Origin of the sequence: Methylomonas defluvii, from assembly GCF_033949435.1 — a bacterium.
Lineage (GTDB): Bacteria > Pseudomonadota > Gammaproteobacteria > Methylococcales > Methylomonadaceae > Methylomonas > Methylomonas defluvii.
This window is the reverse complement of record NZ_JAXARY010000021.1, coordinates 39,074-61,958: the sequence shown is the minus strand read 5'-3', so window position 1 is coordinate 61,958 and position 22,885 is coordinate 39,074. Positions and strand designations below refer to the sequence as shown.

Genomic DNA, 22,885 nt, shown 5'->3' with positions numbered 1-22,885 from the left:
AAATGGTGCCGCCATCCATCAGCGTCATCATGGCCGTTTACAATACTCAACGGTATTTAACGGAAGCCATTCAGAGTATTCTGTCGCAATCTTTTACGGACTTTGAATTGGTGATCGTCGATGACGGGAGCACCGATGGCAGCCCGGAGATTTTGAAAAATCTCGCCCAACAAGATTCGCGCATCAAACTCATCACTCAAGTCAATGCCGGCATAGGTGCAGCAACCCAAAGAGGCATTACCGAAAGCCAAGGTGAATATATCGCCATTATGGACTCCGACGATATTTCCCTCCCCGATCGATTAAAGCTACAGAAACAGTTCCTCGATCAGCATCCAGACATTGACGCGGTCGGTAGCCAATGGCGAATGTTGCACGCCGACGGGCGAGATATTGGTATCGATACGCACCCGCTTGATTCAGAGAGAATTTCGGTGTTGATGTACGCTTTTTTTTCGCTGCATCACCCGACCACGATGATTAGACGACACGCATTGGAAAAAGTGGGCGGATACTCCGTAGACCGCAGTTGTCTGGTACCCGACTACGACGTATTTATGCGCATGCAATTGGCGGGATGCCGGTTCGCGAATCTGCCGGAAATTCTGTTCATCTGGCGCTTAAATCCAGCCAGTACTACACACCACAAAGCGCGAGCACAGTGTGCTTCGGTAGCGGAGGTTCGCGATGCGGGATTTAACCAACTGCTATTGAACGATCCTCTGCAAGCTGCGGACACCGCAAAAACGGTTATTTGTACTTTTCCAACCGGCACATGGCAAGACGAAAGAATCAAACAACTATTACCCGAGCAGGGACCGTCATTGTTGTATCGCACCTGGCGGAATCTGCCAGACGCTACCTCGGGAGACCGTCTTAACAAGGCGCTGGTCTTGTGGCTGGAAAAGCCGGAGCTCTATTGCGAAACCTTGCGCGAACAACTACTCGTCAACGACAAGCCTTGGTTGGCGGCATTACTCAATGCCTACCGCGGCATCGAAAACCTAGACCCAGCCCTGAATCCCGATACGCTGGCGATTATCCCCAGCAATCAGATAGCAGTAAGTTTATTCGTTACCTATAACCAAGCTGGTGAAGATTTCAATCAACGTCTGCAACAAGCCTTCGCCTTGAAGGCTCAGGCTAAGTTTTCGATAGAAATTATTGTAGTTTCAGTCAAACCAGAACTTAGCCTGAAACCTTTTATCCCGTCACTTGCCACTCATGATTGTATTTTCGATGAAAACGGCCTTGCGTGGCACACGGCATTGCATAGGGCTAAAGGTGCTTATTTTGCATATTTGGAAGACAATTTTAGATTCAATATCGATGTAATGTTGAAAATCCTGGCAAGTCACATCCAGCACAAAACATCTATTTCATTTATGCCGGATACTCGATACTTTAGCGAAGCATGCGATGAAAAAGGTCAACCAGCTCTAGATAATCAATTCCATCCAGTTTGGACACGTAGCACTCTACTTGGAAAAAATCGCGTGCAGTCTAGTCACTTTATTCATCATCGCTCTTTATTGAACAACTTAAAAGGCAATTTAGCGGAGCTGGGTGTGGCAACAGGGCGATACCTGGGTAGATACTTGGCAATTAGAAACGAATTTAACATTATCGATGGAGCTGTTAGCTATTTTATGCCAGGAATAATTTTAAACGCCAACCCATTACCTTTATTTCAACAAACTGTTGGCGATTGGTATCTGGATTATGGCATGACAAACTTTCCTGATTTTGTATTCCATGACAACTTGTCAAAATCTGAAATTTCACATTATGCTCAAACCCTTTCAACAGCTTGGCTCAACAAAAATTTATATGTATACCAAGGTAATATATCGGTACTGGAAAGCTTCTACCTCAATCGTGTCAATTTAGCGATCAGAATACCATTATTTAGATACTTACTCGCACACAACAAGAAAACTTATTTACTCGCCTTCTGGCGGAAGAAGGATTATCTAAATGCAACTTTGGCTTTATTTTATTGTGTTTATCAGACCATAGCTGTTCGTTTGTTTTCTCCGTATAAAAAATGAAAACTCTACATATTTGCCATAATAGTGATTTAAAAAACGGTGTTGACAAAACCACCTGCACCTTGATGGTCGCATTAAAAAAACTAGGCGTTGAACCTATCGCGGTGGTGCCCAAAGCAGGCAATGTCACGGAATATTTGCAGTCTCAGGCGATTCGTTACTGGCTGGTCCCATATTCCTGCTGCGTAAGCCGAATAGAGCGGGCGCAATTTAAGTTTTACGGAGATTCTTTTGCACAATTAGACAATTTAATTACGTTGATACAGCAGGAAAACCCGGACATTATTCATATTAACACCGGTCATTTACTGCATGCCGGTATTGCCGCCGCGCGTCAAAGAGTACCGGCCATTTGGCATATTCATGCACCGTTTGCGGAAGATTTGTCCCGTTATGAATCCAGCATTGGCACCGGCGGCTATATTCACCTTTTAAAACAATTGAGCAGCCGCATCATCGGCGTATCAGACGACGTTGCTAAATCGCTATCGGAACATTTGCCCCCAGACAGAATAAATACGCTCTACAACGGCATCGATATAGAAGAATTGCGTAGTTCTGCCAAGTCGTCTTCAACCGATATTCGCGCGGAATTGGGCCTTTCCGCAGACGCAAAATTGGTAATCGGCGTGGGCCGCATCTCTGCTCAAAAGGACTTTGCTGCCTTTGCCAGAGTAGCCGCCAAGGTCGTTACGTTTAAATCGGATTGTTATTTCCTTATCGCCGGCCCAAAACAGGAACCGGAAGCTGTCCGCCTGTTGGAAGACGAATTAGAGCGTGGCCAATTAAACAACAAGTTACATATACTCGGACCGCGAGATGACATTGCCGCCTTGCTGGCACAAAGCACTATATTTCTCTCCACGGCAATTTTTGAAGGCCAAGGCATTGCCGCTCTGGAGGCAATGGCTTTGGGTACGCCAGCGGTCGCGATGGCGTGTTCGGGTCTACGGGAGTGCATCGTTAACGAACACGACGGCATTTTGGTAGATCCGGGCGATGAAAATTCCACCGCTACGGCCATTTTGCGCCTGCTGGACGACCCAGAATTGGCTCAAAAACTCACCGCCAACGCCCGTATCTCCGTCGCTGAAAATTTTTCCAGCCAAAAATACGCTAAGCAATTTTTGAACATCGCCAACGCTGCGCTGGCCTACGGCCCGCCGGCGATTTCTGATCAAGAACTTGATCTGCTATCGGGATTATTGGGACAAATCAATAATGCCCATCTGCGTTTGCTAGGCTTTGAACAGCAAACCTTAAATCAACGTATAAAAGGCATTCTCTGGGAATGGCGCCAACAGCTAAAGGCAATATTCCAGTAAAAGCTCGAATTGCCACAATTTGATTTAAAATAAATTTCGCACAATCAACGGCCTGATTCAGGCGAATCCAGTATGCGACAAACTACTGATATATCTCAAGCTAAACCACTCATTTCCGTGATTATGCCTTGCTATAACTCGGCACATATCATTGAAAAAACCATCGCCAATCTGTATCAACAAACTTTCAAGAATTTCGAATTGATAGTCGTTGACGACGGTTCATCGGATAACTCGCTAGAGGTTTTGCAGACAATAACAACGCTGTATCAAAATATATTAGTTATTTCCCAACAGAATAAAGGCCCCGGCCCTGCGCGCAATCGCGGATTGGAAGCCGCATCAGGAGAATTTATCGCCTTTCTGGACTCCGACGACAGTTGGCACCCTGAGTTTCTGGCAAAGCTTCATCATAAGCTTGAAGAAAAACCGGATAGCGTACTCGCATACTGCGGCTGGCAAAATATTGGTCTGAGCGCAGAAAAATCCCAACCTTATATTCCGCCTGATTACGAAGAAAATGATAAGTTTGCCGTTTTGTTGCGCAGTTGCCCTTGGCCAATTCACGCCGCATTGACGCGCAAATTTGCCATCGATCAAGTTGGAGGTTTTAACGAACACTGGCTAACCGCTGAAGATTTCGATATGTGGATCAGAATTGCAATGTTTGCCAATATTGTCCGCGTTCCTGAAGTATTGGCTTATTATCACCATCAACAAGGCGAACAAATTTCCAGCAACCGACTTAGGGCCATAATAAATCATTGGGGCGTGCAAAAAGGCTTGCTGCGAGACTTTCCCGTAATATCGCAAACGCTGGGTAAAGCTAAAACCGATCTTTTGACAAAAGGCCAGTTATTGCAAAGAGCTTATGAGTTTTATTGGAAAAACGATTTACCTAGCGCGCATCATTTATTTAGAAAAACCTTGGGTTTGGGGTATTTTGGTATGAAGGACTTAAAATATATTCTACCCAGTTTACTGCCTCTAGCGCTTTACCTGGTTCTAATAAAAAAAATACGGAGTTAATATTCCATCAGCCACGCTTATCACTTTAAAACCGACAAAGATTAATCGTGAGCCCAACATCCTTATTTCGCTTCCCATTCCAGGCTATGGGTACTCAATGCGAAATCCAATTGATTGCCACGGAGCATAAACAGGCCAAGCGTATTGCCGATATAGTAACAGCCGACGTGCAACGCTTGGAGGGCTTGTATTCCCGGTATAAACCCGACAGCCTGCTTTCAAGCATCAATCAAGTCGCAGCCATGGGCGGCCGCATTACCGTGGATGAGGAAACGGCTGGCTTACTGAATTATGCTGCAACCTGTCATCAACAAAGCGACGGCCTGTTCGACATCACGTCCGGAATTTTACGGCAGGCTTGGCGTTTCGAGTCCGGCCAGTTGCCGGATGAACAACTAATTAAAACACTATTGAAAAAAGTTGGATGGGACAAACTACGCTGGCAGGCACCGCTATTAGAGTTCCCATTGGCCGGCATGGAGCTGGATTTTGGCGGCATCGTCAAAGAATATGCCGTAGACCGGGCTGCGGTAATTGCACGGAATGCCGGCGCTCGCCACGGCTTTATCAATCTGGGCGGCGACATCAAACTGATAGGCCCACGTCCGGACGGCACTGCCTGGCGAGTGGGTATCCATCACCCCCGCCAAAGGCAGGCATTAGCAAGTACTTTGGCACTACATAACGGCGCAGTCGCCAGCAGTGGGGACTATGAGCGCTGCATTATCGTCAACGGCCAGCGCTACGGACACATCCTCAATCCGAAAACAGGCTGGCCGGTTCGGCATTTGGCATCTGTCAGTGTCGTCGGCGAATTCTGCGTAGTGGCCGGCAGCGCGTCAACCATCGCCATGCTCAAGGAAGAACAAGGCCCAAGTTGGCTGGAACAGTTGGCATTGCCGTACTTATGGATAGACGTACACGGCAATTCCGGAGGCTCGTTAGCCGTTGCAGACCCAGCAACGCGCTGAGTTTTATCCCTTACCGATACGGTGCCAATTCAATATGCCCAAAAATACGGCATATCCCTTGCCATTGCGGCATAAGCCTCAAAACCGGTACTTTGGAATCACCCATCACCCCGTACGTGCCCCGTCAAACGGGAATTCATAATTGGCACACCTATTGCTTTATCTAAAAAAATAATAAAGCACTGTTTTGTTGCCTGCCCCACCCAAACAATTTCCGGGGTATCAATTAAAGCCCCCGACCCATTCAAGATTTTAAGGACGCGCTAAAAAACTCTCTCGCTGGATGAGGGATGGAGCGCTTTTTACCAGTCGTTAACAAGCTGCCACGGATGGCGGCGCCTTACGAATCGGCTAGCCGAGAGACCCGCCGACGTAAACACAAGAAAACATCAGCAACAAATAATGGAGCGGTAGTTATTGCGCTATACCGCGATTGTGATGCTCGATAAGCCCAGCCGCGCGGAATAGCCGCAGAGCTCCCGCATTCGGACAATTTAGAGTAGATGTTTGATGGCTTGTCGCTCTTCTTTTAACTCTACTTCGTTTTGACGCAATCTTGCCAAGCTGAACTCGTTAAGATCCAAGCCCTTAACGATGCCGATCTGCCCATCCACCACCGTCACCGGGAAGGAATAAACCAATCCTTCCGCAACACCATAGCTACCGTCGGATGCGACCGCCATACTCACCCAGTCCCCCGGATCGGTACCGAAGGCCCAAACCCGCATATGCTCAATCGCCGCATGCGCCGCAGACGCCGCGCTGGACTGACCGCGTACTTTGATAATTTCCGTACCTCGGTACTGCACAGTGGGGATAAATTCATCAACAAACCAGGATTGCTCGACCAAAGAGAATACATCCATGCCCTTGACCTTGGCATGATGTAAATCAGGATATTGCGTGCAGGAATGGTTACCCCAAACCGCGACGTTTTTCACGTCTCTGCTCAGCACCCCGCATTTCTCGGCCACCTGACTGATCGCGCGTTTATGATCGAGCATGGTCATGGCCGTAAAACACTCCGGCGCCAAATCCGGTGCGTTATGAATAGCGATTAGAGCATTGGTATTGGCCGGGTTGCCGGTCACTAAAACCTTGACATTCCGGTTGGCTACTTCATTCAGCGCCCGGCCTTGGGTGATAAAAATCTGCGCGTTATCCAATAACAAATCGCTACGCAGCATCCCCGGTCCGCGCGGCTTTGCCCCTACCAAAAAGGCATAATCGACGTTATCGAATGCCACTTTCGGATCGTCGGTAATGATGATTTTGTTGATCAACGGAAACGCGCAATCGTTCAACTCCATCACCACGCCTTGTAACTGCTTCATAGCCGGTGGAATTTCCAATAGACGCAGCACGATAGGCTGATCCGGCCCCAGCAATTCGCCAGACGCCAAATGAAATAGCAAGGAGTAACTAATCTGACCAGCTGCACCTGTTACAGCAATATCCACGGGCGTTTTCATCTGCGTTCCTCTTTATTGATTGGATTCTTCCACACCCGACCCAACGGCAGGCTTTTCCAATATGACATAAAGTTTTTGAGCAAACAATCACTAATTCCTGCTTGCCAAAACCCGCTTGGATTCTGCGGCGAGGTAAATATTATTCTGTATAATGCCGGCGGCTAACCTTCTCCCACCGGGCCACCATTATTCATATCAGGTAGCTTAATGAAAAAATTGTTATTCCAGTTCGACACCGACACCCATCCCTCGGCTTTCGATACCGTAGTCGCTTACGACGGCGGCGCGGACCATGTCATTGGTTACGGCAACATTACCCCCGATAACGTCGGCGGCCTGGTCGACGGTACGATCTTCACTCGCGCCCCCAAAGACAAAAAAAACACGGCGATTTTTATCGGCGGCAGCAATATCGAGGCCGGCCAGCGTTTACTGATAGCGGTGCAAAAACATTTTTTCCCCGGGTTTCAAGTGTCGGTGATGCTGGACAGTAACGGCAGCAACACTACAGCCGCCGCCGCCGTCGCCAAACTGGGCAGCAGCGCAAGCCTGGCCGGCAAAAAAGCGGTGGTATTAGCTGGTACAGGTCCGGTCGGTCAACGTGCGGCGGCAATGATGGCGCTGGAAGGCGCGCATGTCAGCATCACGTCCCGACACATATTTAACGCGGAAAAAGCCTGCTTCGCGATGAAGGAGCGTTTCGGCGTAGATCTGACACCCATAGAAGCCGCCGATTACGACAGTCGCGCCGCCGCCATCCAAGACGCCAACGTCGTATTAGCGACCGGTGCTGCCGGTGTCCAATTATTAAAGCCGGAACATTGGCAAAACAATCCAAATCTGCAATTGTTGGCGGACGCCAACGCCACGCCGCCTGTCGGCATTGGCGGCACGGATGTACTGGATAGAGGCGAACAACGACACGGCAAAATCGTCTGGGGCGCCATCGGCTTCGGCGCGCTAAAACTAGCCCTACACCGCGCCTGTATCACCAAGCTATTTGAAAGCAATAAGCAGGTGTTCGACGCGGAAATCATCTTTGCACTCGCTAAAGCCATGGCTTAAGGTTCTGCCGGATCGATATGTCCGCAGTTCAGCCAAGTTATCGTGAACAGGCAGCCGCCATTTTTCGCGCCGGCGTTGCGGCGGCTGATCCGTATCTTGCCGTAAAACGTTTTCTCAGAGCCGATAGCGAACTGCTGCATATCGGTTCGGAACAAACCGGCTACCGCAGCGGCGACTGGCGGCGCATTCATTTAATATCTTTCGGTAAAGCTGCTTGCGCAATGGCCGATGCGGCACAAACAATAATTCCCGAGTCTTGGCTTGCCGCTAAAGGCATTGTCGTGACCAATTACGACAACATTGATGTCGTCGAAAACTGTCAGGTATTCGGCGCCGGCCATCCGCTGCCGGACGCCGCTGGCTTGCATGCGGCAAAAGCCATCGCTACCCGCCTGAGCAACACGAATCCCGGCGAGTTGGTGTTGGTGTTGATTTCCGGCGGCGGCTCGGCATTGCTGCCCTACCCGGCCGTCGGCATCAATTTGGCGGATAAAATCGCCACCACCCGTCTATTACTGGCCTCCGGCGCAACCATCAACCAGATCAATTGCGTCCGCAAACATCTGTCTCGACTCAAAGGCGGCGGTCTTGCCCGATTTGCCGCACCCGCCGACTTGCACGCACTGATTTTATCCGACGTGCTGGATAACGATTTGAGCGCCATCGCCAGTGGCCCCACCGTGCCCGACGACACCACTTTCATAGACGCCGTCGCAATATTGGAATCGTTCGGCATATGGCAGAAAATACCATCCAGCGTGCAAAACTATTTGCAACAAGGCGCTCAAGGCTTGCAAATCGAAACGCCTAAAGACAGTGACCCGCTCTTCCGGCAGACGAGCCACCATTTGCTTGGCAGCAATGCCATTAGCGTTGACGCTGCAATCGATCAAGCATGCAAATTGGGCTATGACACCCAGCTTTACAGCAAACAGTTGGGCGGCGAAGCGCGCTTGGTTGCCGAGCAAATAGCACTGCATGCGCTATCCGCAACAGCCGGCATGACGCAACCGACAGCCGTCATCGCCGGCGGCGAAACCACTGTTACCTTAAAGGGCAATGGCAAGGGCGGCCGCAATCAGGAAATGGCTCTTGCCTTCGCCCTGGCCGCCGAAAAATACGGGCTGAACGGCGCTTGGACCTTTCTCAGCGGCGGTACTGATGGCCGCGACGGCCCTACCGATGCCGCCGGCGGCATCGTCGATGACGGCACTTTGCCACGCATCCGCGCCGCCGGACTCGACCCGGCGGCCTTGCTCGACGATAATGACTCATACCCTGCCTTGCAAGCGGCGAACGATTTACTGCTGAGCGGCGCAACCGGCACCAATGTCGCCGACCTGCAAGTCCTGCTGCTGCATCCCCACGAATAACCCGAACTTACTTTAGGAGACCCCATGTTTAGCGAATCGATGACCATCAAAGGCTTTGACGACGAACTATTTCAAGCGATGGAACAAGAACGCCAACGCCAGGAAGACCATATCGAACTGATCGCCTCGGAAAACTATGCCAGCCCCCGAGTTTTGGAAGCCCAGGGCACGGTGCTGACCAACAAATACGCCGAAGGCTATCCGGAAAAACGCTACTACGGCGGCTGCGAATACGTCGATGTCGTTGAGCAATTGGCGATCGACCGCGCCAAAGAATTGTTCGGCGCCGATTACGCCAACGTGCAAGCTCACTCCGGTTCGCAGGCCAATATGGCAGTTTTCATGTCATTGATTCAACCGGGCGACACCATCCTGGGCTTGAGCCTGGCCGACGGCGGCCATTTAACCCACGGTGCCAAACCCAACTTTTCCGGCAAAATCTACAACGCCATCCAGTACGGCTTGAACAAAGACACCGGCGAAATCGATTACGAACAGGTCGAAGTCCTGGCCCTGGAACATAAACCTAAACTGATCATCGCCGGTTTCTCGGCTTATTCCCGCATTTGGGACTGGCAACGTTTTCGAAACATTGCCGATAAAGTTGGCGCTTACTTCGTCGTAGACATGGCCCATGTCGCCGGCCTAGTCGCAGCGGGTTTATATCCCAATCCGGTGCCGATTGCGGACGTGGTCACCAGCACCACCCACAAATCCCTGCGTGGCCCGCGCGGAGGCTTGATCTTGTGCAAACACAATCCGGACCTGGAAAAAAAGATCAACTCCAACATCTTCCCCGGCATCCAAGGTGGTCCGTTGATGCACGTGATCGCCGCCAAAGCCGTAGCCTTTAAAGAAGCGCTGACCCCGGAATTTAAAACGTATCAGCAACAAGTGGTGAAAAACGCCCAAGCCATGGCGGCGGTTTTTATCCAACGCGGTTTTGATGTGGTTTCCGGCGGCACCGACAACCACTTGATGCTGGTGTCTTTAATCCCCAAAGGCATCACCGGCAAAGCCGCCGACGCCGCATTAGGCCGGGCCCACATCACCGTCAACAAAAACGCGGTACCCAACGACCCGCAGTCACCGTTTGTCACCAGCGGCATCCGCGTCGGCACCCCTGCTCCCACCTCGCGCGGCTTCAAGGAATACGAAGTCCGTCAAGTGGCGGAATGGATGTGCGATGTGATGGATAACCTGGGGGATGAGAGTGTGATTGATGCGGTTAGGGAGAAGGTGCATTTGTTGTGTGCTAGGTTTCCGGTTTATTCAGCCAAATAGGATTTGATTTTATTCAGTTGATATTGTGTCGCTACCGCGACGGTTTATTTTGGTGTCGGGTCTCGGCCCGACGGCCGAGATACTTTCTTTTGCTCCGCCAAAAGAAAGTATCCAAAGAAAAGGCGGCCCGGATGCCGCTTTGATCCTGCGCTCCTCGCTTTTGAACGGGGTTGCCGAAAGGGGCTTCCTGCCCCTTCGGCAACGCGATGCATCCCTGCATCGCCCCTAACGGGCTGATCCGTTCAAAAGCTCCGGTGCTCGGCGCGACATACGGGAGAAACCCAAGCGCAAATCCCACCGCTTGTGCTCTTCAAAATTTTGTAGGGTACGTTAACAATAGCGTAATGCACCGAACGATCCAGAATCACAACTTAGCCTTAAGCAGCCAATTTATTTATGGAGGATTTATGAAAAAAGCCTGGATTTTTACGCTCACGACACTTCTAGCAGCTTGTTCCGCAACTGATATGCGGCCCCATCTGGAACAATCGATTGGAGACACTCCAAGAACTCAGTTTTCCACCGCTACAACTGTGGAAGAAATTAGAAATTTGCGCCCGCAGGCAACGATCCCATTGAAAGTCGCGGTAGTACCAGCCAACCACCGTCGAACGGAAATTTCAAAAGAAGAGCAAGAGGCTATAAACATTTGGGGCGAAAAGTTTAAGGCCTTGGGTTTTATTAAAAGCTTTGACATTGTCCCTCAATCCTTAATATCAAATTGTGGCTATCGAAGCGAAGGCAGTTGCTTCTCCAACGAATCACGCCTAGCCGGCGCAAGGATGGGAGCCGACACCATCTTGTTCATCAACGATAGTACGGATACAGATTCATACTTAAATCCATTGAGTATGTTAAATATATCCATCATTGGAATGTGGTTAGCTCCTGGGCACCACCGAGACTCATATTCGATATACGAGGCCTCCCTTCTTGACATAAACAATGGGTATTTGTACGGATTCGCACGGGATAGCGGCGAGTACAAAGCAATCCGTCCGTATATGTACGCGAACCGTAATACAGGGCAAAACGAAGCTCGGCTGGAAGCGTTGAACAAAGTTTTTCAAAAACTCTATGCCGCAGCCGAAGAACAGATGCATAAAGGTTTAAGTTTGCACAAATAGCCTAGATGAAACTCAGCGAAATCCAGAATCATTGAAGCCACCAAAACCTCGATTTCGTTTCACTCCATCGCAGTTTCATTGTTCCCTAACCGACTTTTAATTCCGGGACGATTTTTTATCCCGTATGCCGCGCCGAGCACCGGAGCTTTTGGCGAGAATTGCCCGAAGGGGTGCGGCAGGGATGCCGCACGTCGGCGGAGGGGCTGGGAAGCCCCTTCTGCCGACCCTCGTCAAAAGCGAGGAGCGCAGGGAATAAGCGGCATCCGGGTGGCCTTTTCTTTGGATACTTTCTTTTGGCCACGCACAAATTCGTCTGGAAGGAATTTGAACAGCCGACAGGCTGGCCCGAAGGGCGAAAACCAAGGATGGTTTTCGTAGCGAAAGTATCTCGGCTGTCGGGCCGAGACCCGACATTAAATCAAGCCGTCGCGATAGCGACACAACCATTTGAATCTCCTCTCCCCAACCCTCTCCATCAGGAGAGGGAGCAAACGCCCTGAGGAATTAAGGGCAGTACCAGAAAATCAGAGATAGCCGCCTTCAGCTATGATGCACCCTTTCCGGCACAATCAACCCATCCTCCATATAAAGCACATGATCCATTCGCCCAGCCAACTCAGGATCATGCGTCACCACCAAAAAACTCACCTGTAATTCCTGATTTAGCTCCAGCATCAACTGATAAATCTGCTCGGCGGTTTTGCTGTCCAGGTTGCCGGTAGGCTCGTCGGCCAGGACGCATTTAGGCTGATTAATCAAAGCCCGGGCTACAGCAGCGCGTTGCCGCTCGCCACCGGACAATTCGCCGGGCTTGTGCAGCATGCGATGCCCCAAGCCGACACGTTTGAGTAGCTCGGCAGCTTGCTGTTGGGCTTGCTTGATCGATTGGTTGCCGATCAACAATGGCATGGCGACGTTTTCCAGGATGGTAAATTCACCCAGCAAATGATGAAACTGGTAGATAAACCCCAGTGAACGATTACGAAGCTGACTCAGTTTGCCGGCGCTAATCTTATTCAAATCGGCGCCATCCAGCATCACCGAGCCGGAGCTGGGTTTTTCCAGGCCACCCAGCAAATGCAGCAAGGTGCTTTTGCCGGAGCCGGATGCGCCCATGATAGCGACACGCTGACCGGCATGAATCGCCAAATCGACGCCGCGCAACACTTCGACATTCAAATCGCCCTGTTCATAACGCTTGGTTAACTGCTGGCACTGCAACACGATGGCATTATTCATAACGCAACACCTCGGCAGGATTTATACGCGCCGCCTGCCAAGCTGGATACAGCGTCGCCAGCAAGGATAATAAAAACGCCACGCAGGCTATCCAATACACATCGGTCCAGATCAGTTTTGACGGCACTTCGCTGATGTAATACACATCGGCGGCCATGAACTGCACGCCAAAGGCTTTTTCGATGGCCGGCACAATGGTTTCCACATTTAGGGCCAGCAACACGCCGCCAACCGTGCCTAATAAAGTACCTATACTGCCGATGATACAGCCCAGAACAATAAAAATCCCCATCACCGACCCGTTCGATAAACCCTGAGTTTTCAGAATGGCGATGTCACCGCGCTTGTCAGTGACCACCATCACTAGTGTGGAGACGATGTTAAACGCCGCTACTGCCACGATCAGCAGCAAAATGATAAACATCGCCCGCTTTTCGGTTTGCACGGCGCGGAAAAAGTTGCTGTGGGCTTTGGTCCAGTCGCTGACCCGAAACTCTTCGCCCAGCGTATCTGCCAAGCCTTGGGTAATGCGTGGCGCGTTGAATAAATCATCCAGCTTCAAACGCAAACCGGATACTGCCGACTCCAATCTGAACAATTTGCCGGCATCATCGAGATGCATCAGCGCCATATTGCGGTCGTATTCGTACATGCCGACTTTAAACACACCTACGACGGTGAAGCGCTTCATGCGCGGCAGAATCCCGGCCGGCGTGGAGTTAATTTGCGGCGTTATCACGGTGACCTTGTCACCCATCATCACGCCCAGATAACTTGCTAACTCGGCACCTAAAACGATGCCAAACTCGCCGGGGACTAAATCGTTCAAACTACCGAACATCATTTTATTGGCCACTTCAGACACTTTGGCTTCATATTCGGGCAACACGCCCTGCAACAAAGTGCCGCTGACTTGACGATCAGCATTCACCATCACCTGACCGTGGATAAACGGCGCAGCACCTTCGACATGAGGCATGCTGCGAGTGCGTTGCTCTAAAGCTTGCCAATCATCCAGCTGCCCGAAGCGGCCGGTAATTGTGCTGTGCGCGGTCATGCCCAGGATGCGCTCGCGCAATTCGGCTTCGAAACCATTCATGACCGACAGCACGGTAATCAAGGCGGTCACGCCCAATGCGATACCGAGTACGGATGTTAAAGTGATGAATGAAATAAATTGAGTGCGTTTTTTAGCACGGGTATAGCGTAACCCGATATACAGGATGAGAGGTTTAAACATGCTTAGGCTTTTGGGGGTTTACAAGCAGCGCAATAACCGTAAAGGTAGAGGCTGTGATCGGTAAGGGTGTAACCCAATCTTAGGGCAATTTCCGATTGGCGTTTTTCGATGACTTCATCGGTAAATTCGTCGACTTTTCCACACTTCATGCAGACGACGTGATCGTGGTGGCCGCCGCTATTTAGTTCGAATATCGAGTTGCCGCCCTCGAAATGATGACGGTTAACCAAGCCGGCGGCTTCGAACTGGGTCAACACCCGATAAACCGTCGCCAGGCCAATTTCCTCACCTTCCGCCAACAGAATTTTGTAGACCTTCTCGGCCGACAAATGCCTATCGTCCTGTTGTTTTTCCAGAATCTCCAGAATTTTGATTCTGGGCAAGGTCACCTTTAAGCCCGCATTACGCAAATCCTGAGTTTCCACAAGCCCCCTCCTTTAAACCGATAATCCGCAACATTGTATCGTTTTTTGCGCCAAGCCGCTGACAGAATTATGGGATAATGGCCCATCGTTTGTCGTCAGACTCCATTCTCTTCTCATGAAAAAATCGACTTTTTTGCTAGCGGCCGTCACCAGTTTATCGATTAACGCTTGCAGCACCATTCTCACTAACTTGCCCGGCGTGTACACCCTGGATATTGAGCAAGGCAATATCATCGATCAAAGCATGATTAACCAATTGCGGCCCAATATGACCAAGCGCCAGGTCTTGTATATCATGGGTTCGCCTATGCTGTCCGATGCCTTTCATGAAAAGCGCTGGGACTATTTATACTCTGAGCAACCGGGCGGCGAAGACCGGGTGCAAAAACGGGTGTCTTTATTTTTCAATGGTGACAATTTGATGGGCGTGCAAGGCGACTTCAGACCCAGCTCGATGCCGGTTGCCAAGGAATCCACGGAAACCAGCGTTGACGTACCAAAACGCGACCTGGAACGCTCGATGTGGGAAAAAATTAGCGGTTTATTCGGTAGCGACGAACCCGACACCTTTGCCCGCAGAAACAATCAAAACGCTACCGAACCCAAAGAAGCCGCCAGTTCCGCAGAGAAAGGCAAAGAATTGGTAGAAGAAGACGCCGACAAACAATAAGCAAAACGCCCAAACGTCTTACAGCAATAATGCGCCGGCAATGGCAATGAAATTGTCGGCCGCTTGAATCAAGGCCGGCGCGGTTAAACTATGAATGCCATAAACATCGCTGGCAGTACCGAAATCGCTGCGCACCTTTTGCAATAACAATTCGAAATCGCCATCCCCGGACAAGAGAATAATCCGATCAGCCTGCGCAGCGTAATCCATTACATCCAGGGTAATCCCCACATCCCAATCGCCCTTACTGGTACCGTCGCGGCGCTGAATATAGGGTTTTAGTTTGACGGTAAAACCGATATTTTTCAGGATTTGCTGAAAACCTTGTTGCTTGCTGTCTCCGCGGTCCGTCGCATATGCAATGGCAGCAACAACCTGTTTACCCGCGGTTGCCTGCTGCCAAAACGCGCTGTAATTGAAATGTTTCTGGTAGCGTTGCCGGGTGGTGTAGTAAATATTCTGCACATCGACAAAAATCGCTACCCTTTCCATCCGGCGCTTACTTCAAAAAAGAACAGCAGTAATCGCTGGCAACACTAACCTTCATGGTGAAAGCGGCATTGCCCGGCACATTGAAAGACTCGCCGCCTTTCACGGTTTGCCAGGCATCGTTACCGGGCAATAACACTTGCAGTTCGCCCGCCAGTATTTCCATCAATTCAGGTTCGGCCGTGTTAAAGGTATATTCGCCTGGCTGCATAAAACCCAAGGTTTTTGAAGAGCCATCGGCAAACTTAATGGTGCGGCTATTCACTTTTCCATCGAAATAGACATTGGCCTGTTTGACGATGGTGACGTTATTGAATTCTGACATGATGCACATCTATTGCTAGTAAAAAAAGGAGCGCAATCATAGCAGATCGGCTTGTTTGCGAATAACAAAAAGCCGGGGCGCACTAGGTTTGTCGTGACTGCTGAGAATGACCTCAGAAGTAAAATGGGTGCCATCCAACTGCCCGGACCATGCCGCCAACTGCTGGGTTTCCAGATCACCGCCGGCATGACCCGGATACGCCAATACCGTGATAACGGCGCGCGGCGCCAACAAGCCAGACGCGGCATTTAAGGCGGCCAGCGTCGAATCGATTTGGGTAATCACGGTTTTGTCGGCGCCGGGTAAATAACCCAGATTGAACATCACTGCTCTCACCCGGCCACGCCACTGCTCAGGAACATGCAACAGCATATCGGCATGGCTGGCGAGACGCAGTATCACCCGGCGCTGCAAATCGAGCTGAAGTAAACGCTGAAAACTGTTGATCAGCGCTTGCCGCTGAATATCAAATCCGAATACATGACCACTCGCCCCAACGCTCTGCGCCAGAAACACGGTATCGTGACCGTTACCCACTGTCGCGTCGACCGCCACGTCACCCGGATCTAGGTAAGAACCAACAATATGATGGGCAGTTTCAAGCAGGGATATAGGTTTTGTCATAGCGGCGTATATCACAAACGGGTGGCAAACCGGCGTACTGTTGCAAGTAATCGGCAAACCGGGCAGCGTACCAGGGAATCGCCAAGCTGCCCTTGGCGCCAAAGCCATTGAAAATATGCAGTTGCGGATATTTGGGATGCGTGCCGATAAACGGCTGTTTATCGCGTGTAGCCGGCCGGATTCCGGCGCGATGCTGATAAACATTAAGGTTTTGTTGTTGTGGGCAGACCGCACGTAAGCTCGCCAATAAAGCGGTTTTCGCTGCTTCGGTCGGCACATGATCTACTTGATCTGTTTCGAAAGTCGCACCGGTCTTAAAGCGCCCGGACTCCAATGGAATCAGCCAATGCCCGTAATTCAAAATCTGTTTTGGAATATCTTGCCTACTTTCGCAACCCAGTATTTCACCTTTTGCCAATTGAAACGGTAAATACTTAAACCATGGATTGGTAAGCGCCTGATAACCCTCGCAGAAAACAATATGCCGCGGATATATTTCCTGCCAACGCAGCGCCGGCTCGAGATTAATTTCTGCGTATTGCAGAGTGTGTCGCCGATAACAGTGCTTGTTCCGTAAAAAATCACGCAACCGACTCAGCAAAGCCTCGGTCCGCAAATAGCCGGTCTGGCCTTGTTGCAACACACCGTAAGGCGCGTTAATTCCCTTGGAGGCCGCCGCCAACTCCGACAAATAGTCACGATAATCCGCCTGACTCAAACGGCGTTCGGCAATTTCAAGCTCTTTGGCGGTGCGCAAAATTTTCAGCATTGGCATTTGCTGATAGAAGGCTTGTCCAAACTGTCTCTCAAGTTGCCGATAAGCATGCATTGCGACCGGCAGCAGGTTTTCCACATCCACCTGCTTTACCAAGCGCTGCCCGGTCACTGGATTGATTAAACCGGCTGCGACTTGCGAGGCGTTCTCCGCGCCGTCGTCCACCACCAAGATTCGCATTGGCCGCTGCAATAACTCCCAAGCCAATAAACTGCCAGCCAAACCCTGACCGATCAGCAGTACATCGATTTGCACGGCAATTATTGGGCTTGCAAGGCCTCGCCTTTAAAAACAATGCCTTCCCAACCATCACGCATAAAGTGTCTGATATTTTGATGATCGTCGCCGGACGGGTTACCCAATACATCTTGGCGATAATAATCACCGAAGAGCGCCAGAGTTTGTTCGACAGTCAGTTTATGCAATTTGGCGAATGCAAAAATCTTGCAAGAGCCCTCATTACGACCCGCTTCGTTTACCAGAGGCTGTTGCAAGCCGTTACTAAATTCGGTGGGTTGGTATTGATAATGCTCGGCAATGAGCGCAATGACTTCCTGAAATTCGACCGCTTGCCCGGACTTAACACGTTGTAAAAAATCGTTCACTGTCACTGCCTTACTCCCGAAGTTTTATTAATTTTTGGTTAATTTACTGTTTGATTCGAACAAAACACAGTCATTCCCGGTTATAATCGCATGAAATGTCTAGGTGTTTCTCACCTAAGACTGCGTTTGGGATCGTCTTATTCTTGTTATATTCCGTTACTAAAATCCCGCCTTACTTTGGCGTTTGGCTCGAAAAGTGCGGTTTGCAACCTCAATAACATCATAAAGGAATACATTTTGAAACAGATAATTACTCTTTTCTCGTTTTGTCTGCTTTGCTCCTCCACTGCCCTGGCAGAACCGGAAACCCCGATCCCACCTGCACCGCCAATAGAGCCCATTAACAACACTACAATCAGCCCTGCACCTACGGTGACTATAGAGCAGACCAATTATGCGGCTTACCAACTATCGCCTGGTGATGCATTGGAAATCACAGTCTGGAAAGAAGAAGGCTTACAACAATTGCAAATCCTGATTTCCCCGGACGGCACGATTATTTTCCCCTTGATCGGCACCGTCGGTGCTGCCGGTAAAACCATTACCGAACTGAAAGACAATTTGACCAGCCGATTGGCCGATTACATATCCGACCCCTCGATTTCGGTTAAATTACTCAACAACCAGGGCAACTCGATCTTTGTGATCGGTAAAGTCAATAAGCCCGGACAAGTGTTTTCCGGCAGACGCCTCGATGTGCTGCAAGCCCTGAGTCTGGCCGGCGGCCTGACCGTGTTTGCCAAGGAAGGTTCGATTAGCATTATTCGCCGCACCGGCGATCAAGTTAAAGTGTTTCCTTTCGACTACAGCGATGTGATTGATGGCGAAGACCTGGAACAAAACATCCTGCTGGAACCGGGAGACACGGTTACCGTACCCTAAGCGGAATTAGATAGAAGCACTATCTATGAAGATAAAAACGGATTTTTTGCTACCTGCGTTGGTTTTATTCAGCACCGATGGCTATGCGCTGGATTTGCTGTTCAAACCGGAGTTTAGCTTTAAGGAGCGCTTTGACGATAATGTACGCATGCAGATTCATCCAAAGCATAGCAATTTTATCAGCACCCTTTCTCCAGGTGTGATGTTCGGCTATCTTGCCGACGACAACGAATTGAATACCCGTTTTAAGTGGAATGAGTTGATTTACAGTAGCGACTCGGCGCTGGATTTTTCCGAAAAACTAGTCAACCTCAGCCACAAATATCAGGGCGAGCGTTTAAAAACCGATCTAGCAGCAAGCTATGCGGAAGAATCCTCGATTAATAACCAACTTGACCCTACAGTAATCGACCCAACACAGATCAACGAAGCAGGTGGCGTGCAACTTCTCGTACCACGGAACACCAAATCAGTCTCCCCAACTGTCACTTATAACTTGAACGAGAAAAGCTCTCTACAATTGGGTTATAGCTACCAGGATGTGGCGTTTGACAGAGCGCAAAACCTGATAAATAACATTAATTACTCGGATTATAGTTTCCAGCAATATTCGGCAACGGCCAGCCATGCCTACACCGAACGCTTGTCATTTAACCTGACAGGTGCGTATTCGGTGTATGAATCGGCAAACGAGAGTCCAGGAATCGGTCTTTTCAATCCTTTTCCTTTTCCTGTACCATTGCGATTTTATCAAACCGCGCCAATAACAACAGGTTTCAGCCAAAAATCGACTACGTTCACTTACCAGGCGGGTGTGCAATATCTATTTGACGAGCAGACCCAATTAGCATTTTCAGCTGGGATTCGCGACACAACAACTGACAGCACTCAATTCACCAGCTCGTCAAACCCTGCGCCAGAGCTTAATAGTCGGTCTTCCTTATCCAAAAACACCATAGGCAACGTATTTTCGGCAAGCTTGGCTCGTAAAAGCGACTGGGGTGACTTCAGCTTAAGTGCCGGACAACAGCTCAACCCGGCCAGCACCGGTCAGCAACAAACCTCAACCACCTTTTCAGCCCGAGGCCGATACAATCTCACGGAGCGCTTATCCACCGGTATCAACGCCAATTACTTGCTATCTGAATCGATATCCACATTTAGTAACGATACCAGCAGAAGCAATAACCGCACATTTATTACCCTATCACCGAATGTTCAATGGCGCTGGACGCCGGAAATCAATTTGGATCTGTCTTATAGCTATCGCCAGCAAGTGTATGAAGCAAACAACCAGACCATCACCGGCGACAGCGTACAACTACAATTCTCTTATCAACCGCAAATCAATCGTCAGGTGAAATAGCGTGGAAAATCAAGCCATCGACATCAAGGACTATCTAAAAATCATCAAACGACGTAGACGGTTTTTAGTTATTCCGTTTCTAATCATTGCGCTGATCAGCATCGTTTTGGCAGTGCTGTTACCGGCAGTTTACCGCTCTACTTCCACCATTCTGATCGAGGCGCAAGAAATCCCCGCCGAACTGGTGCATTCCACAGTGACCACCTTCGCCGACCAGCGGATTCAGATGATCAGCCAACGGATCATGACCCGACCGAATTTGACGGAAATCATCAAGAAATACGATCTCTATGCCGAGGAACGGCAAAAAAAGCCGGAAGAAGTCATTCTGGAAAAAATGCGTAAAAGCATCAAAGTAGAAACCATCAGTGCCGACGTCGCCAATAACAAAAGCGGCCCTGCCCAACAAGCTACCATTGCCTTTACGCTAACATTTGATGATAAATCACCCGCGCTCGCGCAAAAAGTCGCTAACGAATTGACTTCCTTGTTCCTGAAAGAAAACATCAAATCTCGCACCGAATCCGCTGAAAATGCGGCGTTGTTTTTGAGCGAAGAATCAAAGCGCCTTAAAGCCAAAATCCAGGAAATTCAACAAAACCTGGCTACGTTCAAGGAAAAGAACCTGAATCAACTGCCGCAAATCAGCGCCATGAACCAGCAAGAACTGACATCTCTGAGCAATCAGTTATTGCAATTGGATAGCCAAGAACGAACGCTGCAAGATAGGCGTTATTATCTTGAAGGCGAACTGGCGCAAATCGATCCCAACACCATGGCTACCAACGCCGTGGGCAATCGGGTGTTCGATATGAAAGACCGCTTGAAGGAACTGCAATCGCAATATCCATCGGTGTTATCCAACCATTCTGCGAACCATCCCGATGTGATTAAAATCAAGCGAGAAATCGACTCATTGCAAAAAGAAATTGGCTCCAACACCGATCTGAATGCGATGAACGGCGAACTAACCGACAGAAAAGCAGAATTGGCCTTGTTGTTGAAACAGTATTCGGACAAACACCCTGATGTGGTGAAACTGCAAAAACAAATCAGCGCCTTGCAACAAAGCCTGGCTAGCGCGAAACAAAGCGACTACAGCAATGCCAGTATTCAACCGGATAACCCGGCCTATATCACCTTGAAATCGCAACTAGCTTCAGTGAATACCGAAATCGAATCGTTGAATTTCACACGTAGTCGCGTACAGAGCAAAATGGAAGAGTTACGCTCAAGCCTACGCCAATCGCCATTGGTTGAAAAAGAATACATGGATTTGATCCAGGATCTGGACAATACCAATCTACGCTACCGTGAAGTGAGTGCGCGAGAAATGGAAGCGCAAATCTCGCAGCAATTGGAAATGGAAAGAAAAGGCGAGCGTTTTACTTTAATCGACCCCCCCCAAGAACCATTACAACCGGTCAGCCCGAATCGAATTGCGATTATGGTACTGGGCATGGTGTTGGCGGTGGCGAGCGGCTTAGGGGCGGTGGCATTGACCGAAATGCTGGATTCGACCGTTAATAGCCCAAAAGCGGTCGCGGCGATTCTGGGTGTGGAACCTTTGGCGTCGATACCTTATTTCGAAAGCCAGCGGGAACATCAAGCACATAGAAACGAACGACGGCTGTTGTTGATAGGCATGGCAATAGCCGGCGTTCTGGCTGTCATCGCATTTCATTTTATCGTCATGCCGCTAGATGTATTTTGGTACAAATTACTACGTGTCGTGGGCAATTAATCATTTAAGGGAAAATTCATGAACCCCATTGAAAACCTCGTGGAAAAAAGTAATCCAGCCGCAACCGGATTGGCCAATCAACCCGGCGACAAAGTCAGCATCGCTTACACCCAAACGCGGGTGCACACTCCGGATCAAAACTTACTGAAGCAAAACCGGATTATTTCCGCGGCGTTACCTGGAAAATGGCTGGAATCCTACCGCATGCTACGCACCCGCTGCTTGCAGCAGATGGATGCGATGGAATGGAAAACCATGGCTATCACCAGCCCCAGCGAAGGTACCGGCAATAGCTTAACAGCCGCAAATTTAGCCATCAGCATGGCGATGGAACTTGACCGCACAGCCCTGCTGGTGGATGCCAATTTCCAAAATCCCAGCATTAATCAATTATTCGGCATTCAGCCGGGCGCAGGTCTTAGCGATTATTTGTTGAACGACACCGAATTAAGCTCCATGCTGATCAATCCGGGCATCGAACGTCTGGTAGTACTGCCGGCCGGCAAACCCTTGTTTAATTCCACAGAAATGTTGCGCTCACCGAAAATGGTACGACTGGTTAACGAACTGAAAAGCCGTTACCCATCGCGTATCATTATTTTCGATATGCCGCCGATCCTGTCGCACGATGATACACTGGGTTTTTCGCCTTATGTGGATTGCGTGTTGTTGGTGATCGACGAGGGACATACCAAGACGGATCAATTGAAGCACGCGGCCTCTTTGTTAAAAGACACCAACGTACTGGGGACAGTATTCAATAAAGCCACCGACATTAAAATCGGCTATACCGGGGTTTAAGCC

Annotated in this window: 22 protein-coding genes; 13 read left to right on the top strand and 9 right to left on the bottom strand. The window is 49.7% G+C overall.

Annotation, left to right across the window (positions count from 1 at the left end):
• Nucleotides 1-2: 2 nt before the first annotated feature.
• From QLH52_RS19310 to QLH52_RS19295, 4 genes are all read left to right on the top strand, one after another.
• Nucleotides 3-2,051 (top strand): glycosyltransferase family 2 protein, encoded by a 2,049-nt coding sequence (locus QLH52_RS19310; protein WP_319962625.1) that lies wholly within the window; start codon nucleotides 3-5, stop codon nucleotides 2,049-2,051.
• A complete protein-coding gene (locus QLH52_RS19305; RefSeq protein WP_319962624.1) occupies nucleotides 2,048-3,376 on the top strand; it encodes a glycosyltransferase family 4 protein in 1,329 nt (442 codons plus the stop codon). Before QLH52_RS19310 ends, QLH52_RS19305 begins: the two co-directional genes overlap by 4 nt.
• A 72-nt stretch (nucleotides 3,377-3,448) precedes the next feature.
• Nucleotides 3,449-4,405 carry a glycosyltransferase family 2 protein gene (locus tag QLH52_RS19300; protein WP_225893069.1) on the top strand — a complete coding sequence of 319 codons (957 nt, stop codon included), beginning with the start codon at nucleotides 3,449-3,451 and terminating at the stop codon, nucleotides 4,403-4,405.
• A gap of 86 nt (nucleotides 4,406-4,491) precedes the next feature.
• Entirely contained in the window at nucleotides 4,492-5,376 is an 885-nt protein-coding gene (locus QLH52_RS19295; RefSeq protein WP_033158993.1) for an FAD:protein FMN transferase, read from the top strand.
• Between the two features lie 494 nt (nucleotides 5,377-5,870).
• Here the strand turns inward: QLH52_RS19295 and QLH52_RS19290 are convergent, their stop codons facing one another.
• Nucleotides 5,871-6,848, bottom strand: a complete 978-nt coding sequence (locus tag QLH52_RS19290) for a malate dehydrogenase (RefSeq protein ID WP_033158994.1) — start codon at nucleotides 6,846-6,848, stop codon at nucleotides 5,871-5,873.
• 207 nt (nucleotides 6,849-7,055) lie between these two features.
• Between QLH52_RS19290 and QLH52_RS19285 the strand changes: the two genes are divergently transcribed.
• The 4 genes from QLH52_RS19285 (at nucleotide 7,056) to QLH52_RS19270 (ending at nucleotide 11,697) form a co-directional block, all read left to right on the top strand.
• The gene (locus QLH52_RS19285) at nucleotides 7,056-7,913 is read left to right on the top strand and encodes an NADP-dependent methylenetetrahydromethanopterin/methylenetetrahydrofolate dehydrogenase (protein ID WP_033158995.1); all 858 of its coding nucleotides are present in this window, start codon (nucleotides 7,056-7,058) and stop codon (nucleotides 7,911-7,913) included.
• Between the two features lie 17 nt (nucleotides 7,914-7,930).
• A complete protein-coding gene (locus QLH52_RS19280; RefSeq protein WP_033158996.1) occupies nucleotides 7,931-9,286 on the top strand; it encodes a glycerate kinase type-2 family protein in 1,356 nt (451 codons plus the stop codon).
• A 24-nt stretch (nucleotides 9,287-9,310) separates the two neighbouring features.
• On the top strand, nucleotides 9,311-10,570 hold the full coding sequence (gene glyA / locus QLH52_RS19275) for a serine hydroxymethyltransferase (protein ID WP_033158997.1): 1,260 nt from the start codon (nucleotides 9,311-9,313) through the stop codon (nucleotides 10,568-10,570).
• 407 nt (nucleotides 10,571-10,977) lie between these two features.
• The gene (locus QLH52_RS19270) at nucleotides 10,978-11,697 is read left to right on the top strand and encodes a hypothetical protein (RefSeq protein WP_033159041.1); all 720 of its coding nucleotides are present in this window, start codon (nucleotides 10,978-10,980) and stop codon (nucleotides 11,695-11,697) included.
• Nucleotides 11,698-12,237: 540 nt separating this feature from the next.
• Here QLH52_RS19270 and lolD read toward each other — a convergent pair.
• From lolD to fur, 3 genes are read right to left on the bottom strand one after another with little or no spacing between them, the layout of a single operon-like run.
• The gene (gene lolD / locus QLH52_RS19265; protein WP_033158998.1) at nucleotides 12,238-12,936 is read right to left on the bottom strand and encodes a lipoprotein-releasing ABC transporter ATP-binding protein LolD; all 699 of its coding nucleotides are present in this window, start codon (nucleotides 12,934-12,936) and stop codon (nucleotides 12,238-12,240) included.
• Nucleotides 12,929-14,176 (bottom strand): lipoprotein-releasing ABC transporter permease subunit, encoded by a 1,248-nt coding sequence (locus QLH52_RS19260; RefSeq protein WP_033158999.1) that lies wholly within the window; start codon nucleotides 14,174-14,176, stop codon nucleotides 12,929-12,931. Before QLH52_RS19260 ends, lolD begins: the two co-directional genes overlap by 8 nt.
• 2 nt (nucleotides 14,177-14,178) lie before the next feature.
• Nucleotides 14,179-14,601: a ferric iron uptake transcriptional regulator gene (fur, locus tag QLH52_RS19255; protein ID WP_026146882.1), complete on the bottom strand. Its 423-nt coding sequence runs from the start codon at nucleotides 14,599-14,601 to the stop codon at nucleotides 14,179-14,181.
• A 115-nt stretch (nucleotides 14,602-14,716) separates the two neighbouring features.
• Here fur and QLH52_RS19250 point away from each other — a divergent pair, with 115 nt between their 5' ends.
• Nucleotides 14,717-15,271 carry an outer membrane protein assembly factor BamE gene (locus QLH52_RS19250; protein WP_033159000.1) on the top strand — a complete coding sequence of 185 codons (555 nt, stop codon included), beginning with the start codon at nucleotides 14,717-14,719 and terminating at the stop codon, nucleotides 15,269-15,271.
• Nucleotides 15,272-15,289: 18 nt separating this feature from the next.
• Here the strand turns inward: QLH52_RS19250 and QLH52_RS19245 are convergent, their stop codons facing one another.
• The 5 genes from QLH52_RS19245 to QLH52_RS19225 are packed head-to-tail and all read right to left on the bottom strand — an operon-like array spanning nucleotide 15,290 to nucleotide 18,095.
• Nucleotides 15,290-15,763 carry a LabA-like NYN domain-containing protein gene (locus QLH52_RS19245; RefSeq protein ID WP_033159001.1) on the bottom strand — a complete coding sequence of 158 codons (474 nt, stop codon included), beginning with the start codon at nucleotides 15,761-15,763 and terminating at the stop codon, nucleotides 15,290-15,292.
• Nucleotides 15,764-15,770: 7 nt separating this feature from the next.
• Entirely contained in the window at nucleotides 15,771-16,085 is a 315-nt protein-coding gene (gene ppnP, locus QLH52_RS19240) for a pyrimidine/purine nucleoside phosphorylase (RefSeq protein ID WP_033159042.1), read from the bottom strand.
• A gap of 36 nt (nucleotides 16,086-16,121) precedes the next feature.
• Entirely contained in the window at nucleotides 16,122-16,709 is a 588-nt protein-coding gene (gene mnmM, locus QLH52_RS19235; RefSeq protein WP_033159002.1) for a tRNA 5-(aminomethyl)-2-thiouridylate-methyltransferase MnmM, read from the bottom strand.
• Nucleotides 16,684-17,739, bottom strand: a complete 1,056-nt coding sequence (locus QLH52_RS19230) for an NAD(P)/FAD-dependent oxidoreductase (protein ID WP_033159003.1) — start codon at nucleotides 17,737-17,739, stop codon at nucleotides 16,684-16,686. Before QLH52_RS19230 ends, mnmM begins: the two co-directional genes overlap by 26 nt.
• A gap of 5 nt (nucleotides 17,740-17,744) precedes the next feature.
• On the bottom strand, nucleotides 17,745-18,095 hold the full coding sequence (locus QLH52_RS19225; RefSeq protein ID WP_033159004.1) for a HopJ type III effector protein: 351 nt from the start codon (nucleotides 18,093-18,095) through the stop codon (nucleotides 17,745-17,747).
• 366 nt (nucleotides 18,096-18,461) lie between these two features.
• Here QLH52_RS19225 and QLH52_RS19220 point away from each other — a divergent pair, with 366 nt between their 5' ends.
• The 4 genes from QLH52_RS19220 to QLH52_RS19205 are packed head-to-tail and all read left to right on the top strand — an operon-like array spanning nucleotide 18,462 to nucleotide 22,882.
• Nucleotides 18,462-18,971: a polysaccharide biosynthesis/export family protein gene (locus QLH52_RS19220; protein ID WP_033159006.1), complete on the top strand. Its 510-nt coding sequence runs from the start codon at nucleotides 18,462-18,464 to the stop codon at nucleotides 18,969-18,971.
• Nucleotides 18,972-18,996: 25 nt separating this feature from the next.
• Nucleotides 18,997-20,337 carry a hypothetical protein gene (locus QLH52_RS19215; RefSeq protein ID WP_319962623.1) on the top strand — a complete coding sequence of 447 codons (1,341 nt, stop codon included), beginning with the start codon at nucleotides 18,997-18,999 and terminating at the stop codon, nucleotides 20,335-20,337.
• Between the two features lies 1 nt (nucleotide 20,338).
• Nucleotides 20,339-22,081, top strand: a complete 1,743-nt coding sequence (locus tag QLH52_RS19210; RefSeq protein WP_033159008.1) for an LPS biosynthesis protein — start codon at nucleotides 20,339-20,341, stop codon at nucleotides 22,079-22,081.
• A gap of 18 nt (nucleotides 22,082-22,099) precedes the next feature.
• Nucleotides 22,100-22,882 (top strand): CpsD/CapB family tyrosine-protein kinase, encoded by a 783-nt coding sequence (locus tag QLH52_RS19205; RefSeq protein WP_319962622.1) that lies wholly within the window; start codon nucleotides 22,100-22,102, stop codon nucleotides 22,880-22,882.
• Nucleotides 22,883-22,885: the final 3 nt, after the last annotated feature.

What these genes read in the sequence shown, in the direction of transcription:
- lolD (WP_033158998.1), bottom strand. Translation starts at nt 12,936, where the DNA reads ATGAATAATGCCATCGTGTTGCAGTGCCAGCAGTTAACCAAGCGTTAT.
- QLH52_RS19300 (WP_225893069.1), top strand. Translation starts at nt 3,449, where the DNA reads ATGCGACAAACTACTGATATATCTCAAGCTAAACCACTCATTTCCGTG.
- ppnP (WP_033159042.1), bottom strand. Translation starts at nt 16,085, where the DNA reads ATGTCAGAATTCAATAACGTCACCATCGTCAAACAGGCCAATGTCTAT.
- QLH52_RS19270 (WP_033159041.1), top strand. Translation starts at nt 10,978, where the DNA reads ATGAAAAAAGCCTGGATTTTTACGCTCACGACACTTCTAGCAGCTTGT.
- QLH52_RS19285 (WP_033158995.1), top strand. Translation starts at nt 7,056, where the DNA reads ATGAAAAAATTGTTATTCCAGTTCGACACCGACACCCATCCCTCGGCT.
- QLH52_RS19310 (WP_319962625.1), top strand. Translation starts at nt 3, where the DNA reads ATGGTGCCGCCATCCATCAGCGTCATCATGGCCGTTTACAATACTCAA.
- QLH52_RS19305 (WP_319962624.1), top strand. Translation starts at nt 2,048, where the DNA reads ATGAAAACTCTACATATTTGCCATAATAGTGATTTAAAAAACGGTGTT.
- QLH52_RS19290 (WP_033158994.1), bottom strand. Translation starts at nt 6,848, where the DNA reads ATGAAAACGCCCGTGGATATTGCTGTAACAGGTGCAGCTGGTCAGATT.
- QLH52_RS19245 (WP_033159001.1), bottom strand. Translation starts at nt 15,763, where the DNA reads ATGGAAAGGGTAGCGATTTTTGTCGATGTGCAGAATATTTACTACACC.
- QLH52_RS19295 (WP_033158993.1), top strand. Translation starts at nt 4,492, where the DNA reads ATGGGTACTCAATGCGAAATCCAATTGATTGCCACGGAGCATAAACAG.
- glyA (WP_033158997.1), top strand. Translation starts at nt 9,311, where the DNA reads ATGTTTAGCGAATCGATGACCATCAAAGGCTTTGACGACGAACTATTT.
- QLH52_RS19215 (WP_319962623.1), top strand. Translation starts at nt 18,997, where the DNA reads ATGAAGATAAAAACGGATTTTTTGCTACCTGCGTTGGTTTTATTCAGC.
- QLH52_RS19205 (WP_319962622.1), top strand. Translation starts at nt 22,100, where the DNA reads ATGAACCCCATTGAAAACCTCGTGGAAAAAAGTAATCCAGCCGCAACC.
- mnmM (WP_033159002.1), bottom strand. Translation starts at nt 16,709, where the DNA reads ATGACAAAACCTATATCCCTGCTTGAAACTGCCCATCATATTGTTGGT.
- QLH52_RS19250 (WP_033159000.1), top strand. Translation starts at nt 14,717, where the DNA reads ATGAAAAAATCGACTTTTTTGCTAGCGGCCGTCACCAGTTTATCGATT.
- QLH52_RS19280 (WP_033158996.1), top strand. Translation starts at nt 7,931, where the DNA reads ATGTCCGCAGTTCAGCCAAGTTATCGTGAACAGGCAGCCGCCATTTTT.
- QLH52_RS19260 (WP_033158999.1), bottom strand. Translation starts at nt 14,176, where the DNA reads ATGTTTAAACCTCTCATCCTGTATATCGGGTTACGCTATACCCGTGCT.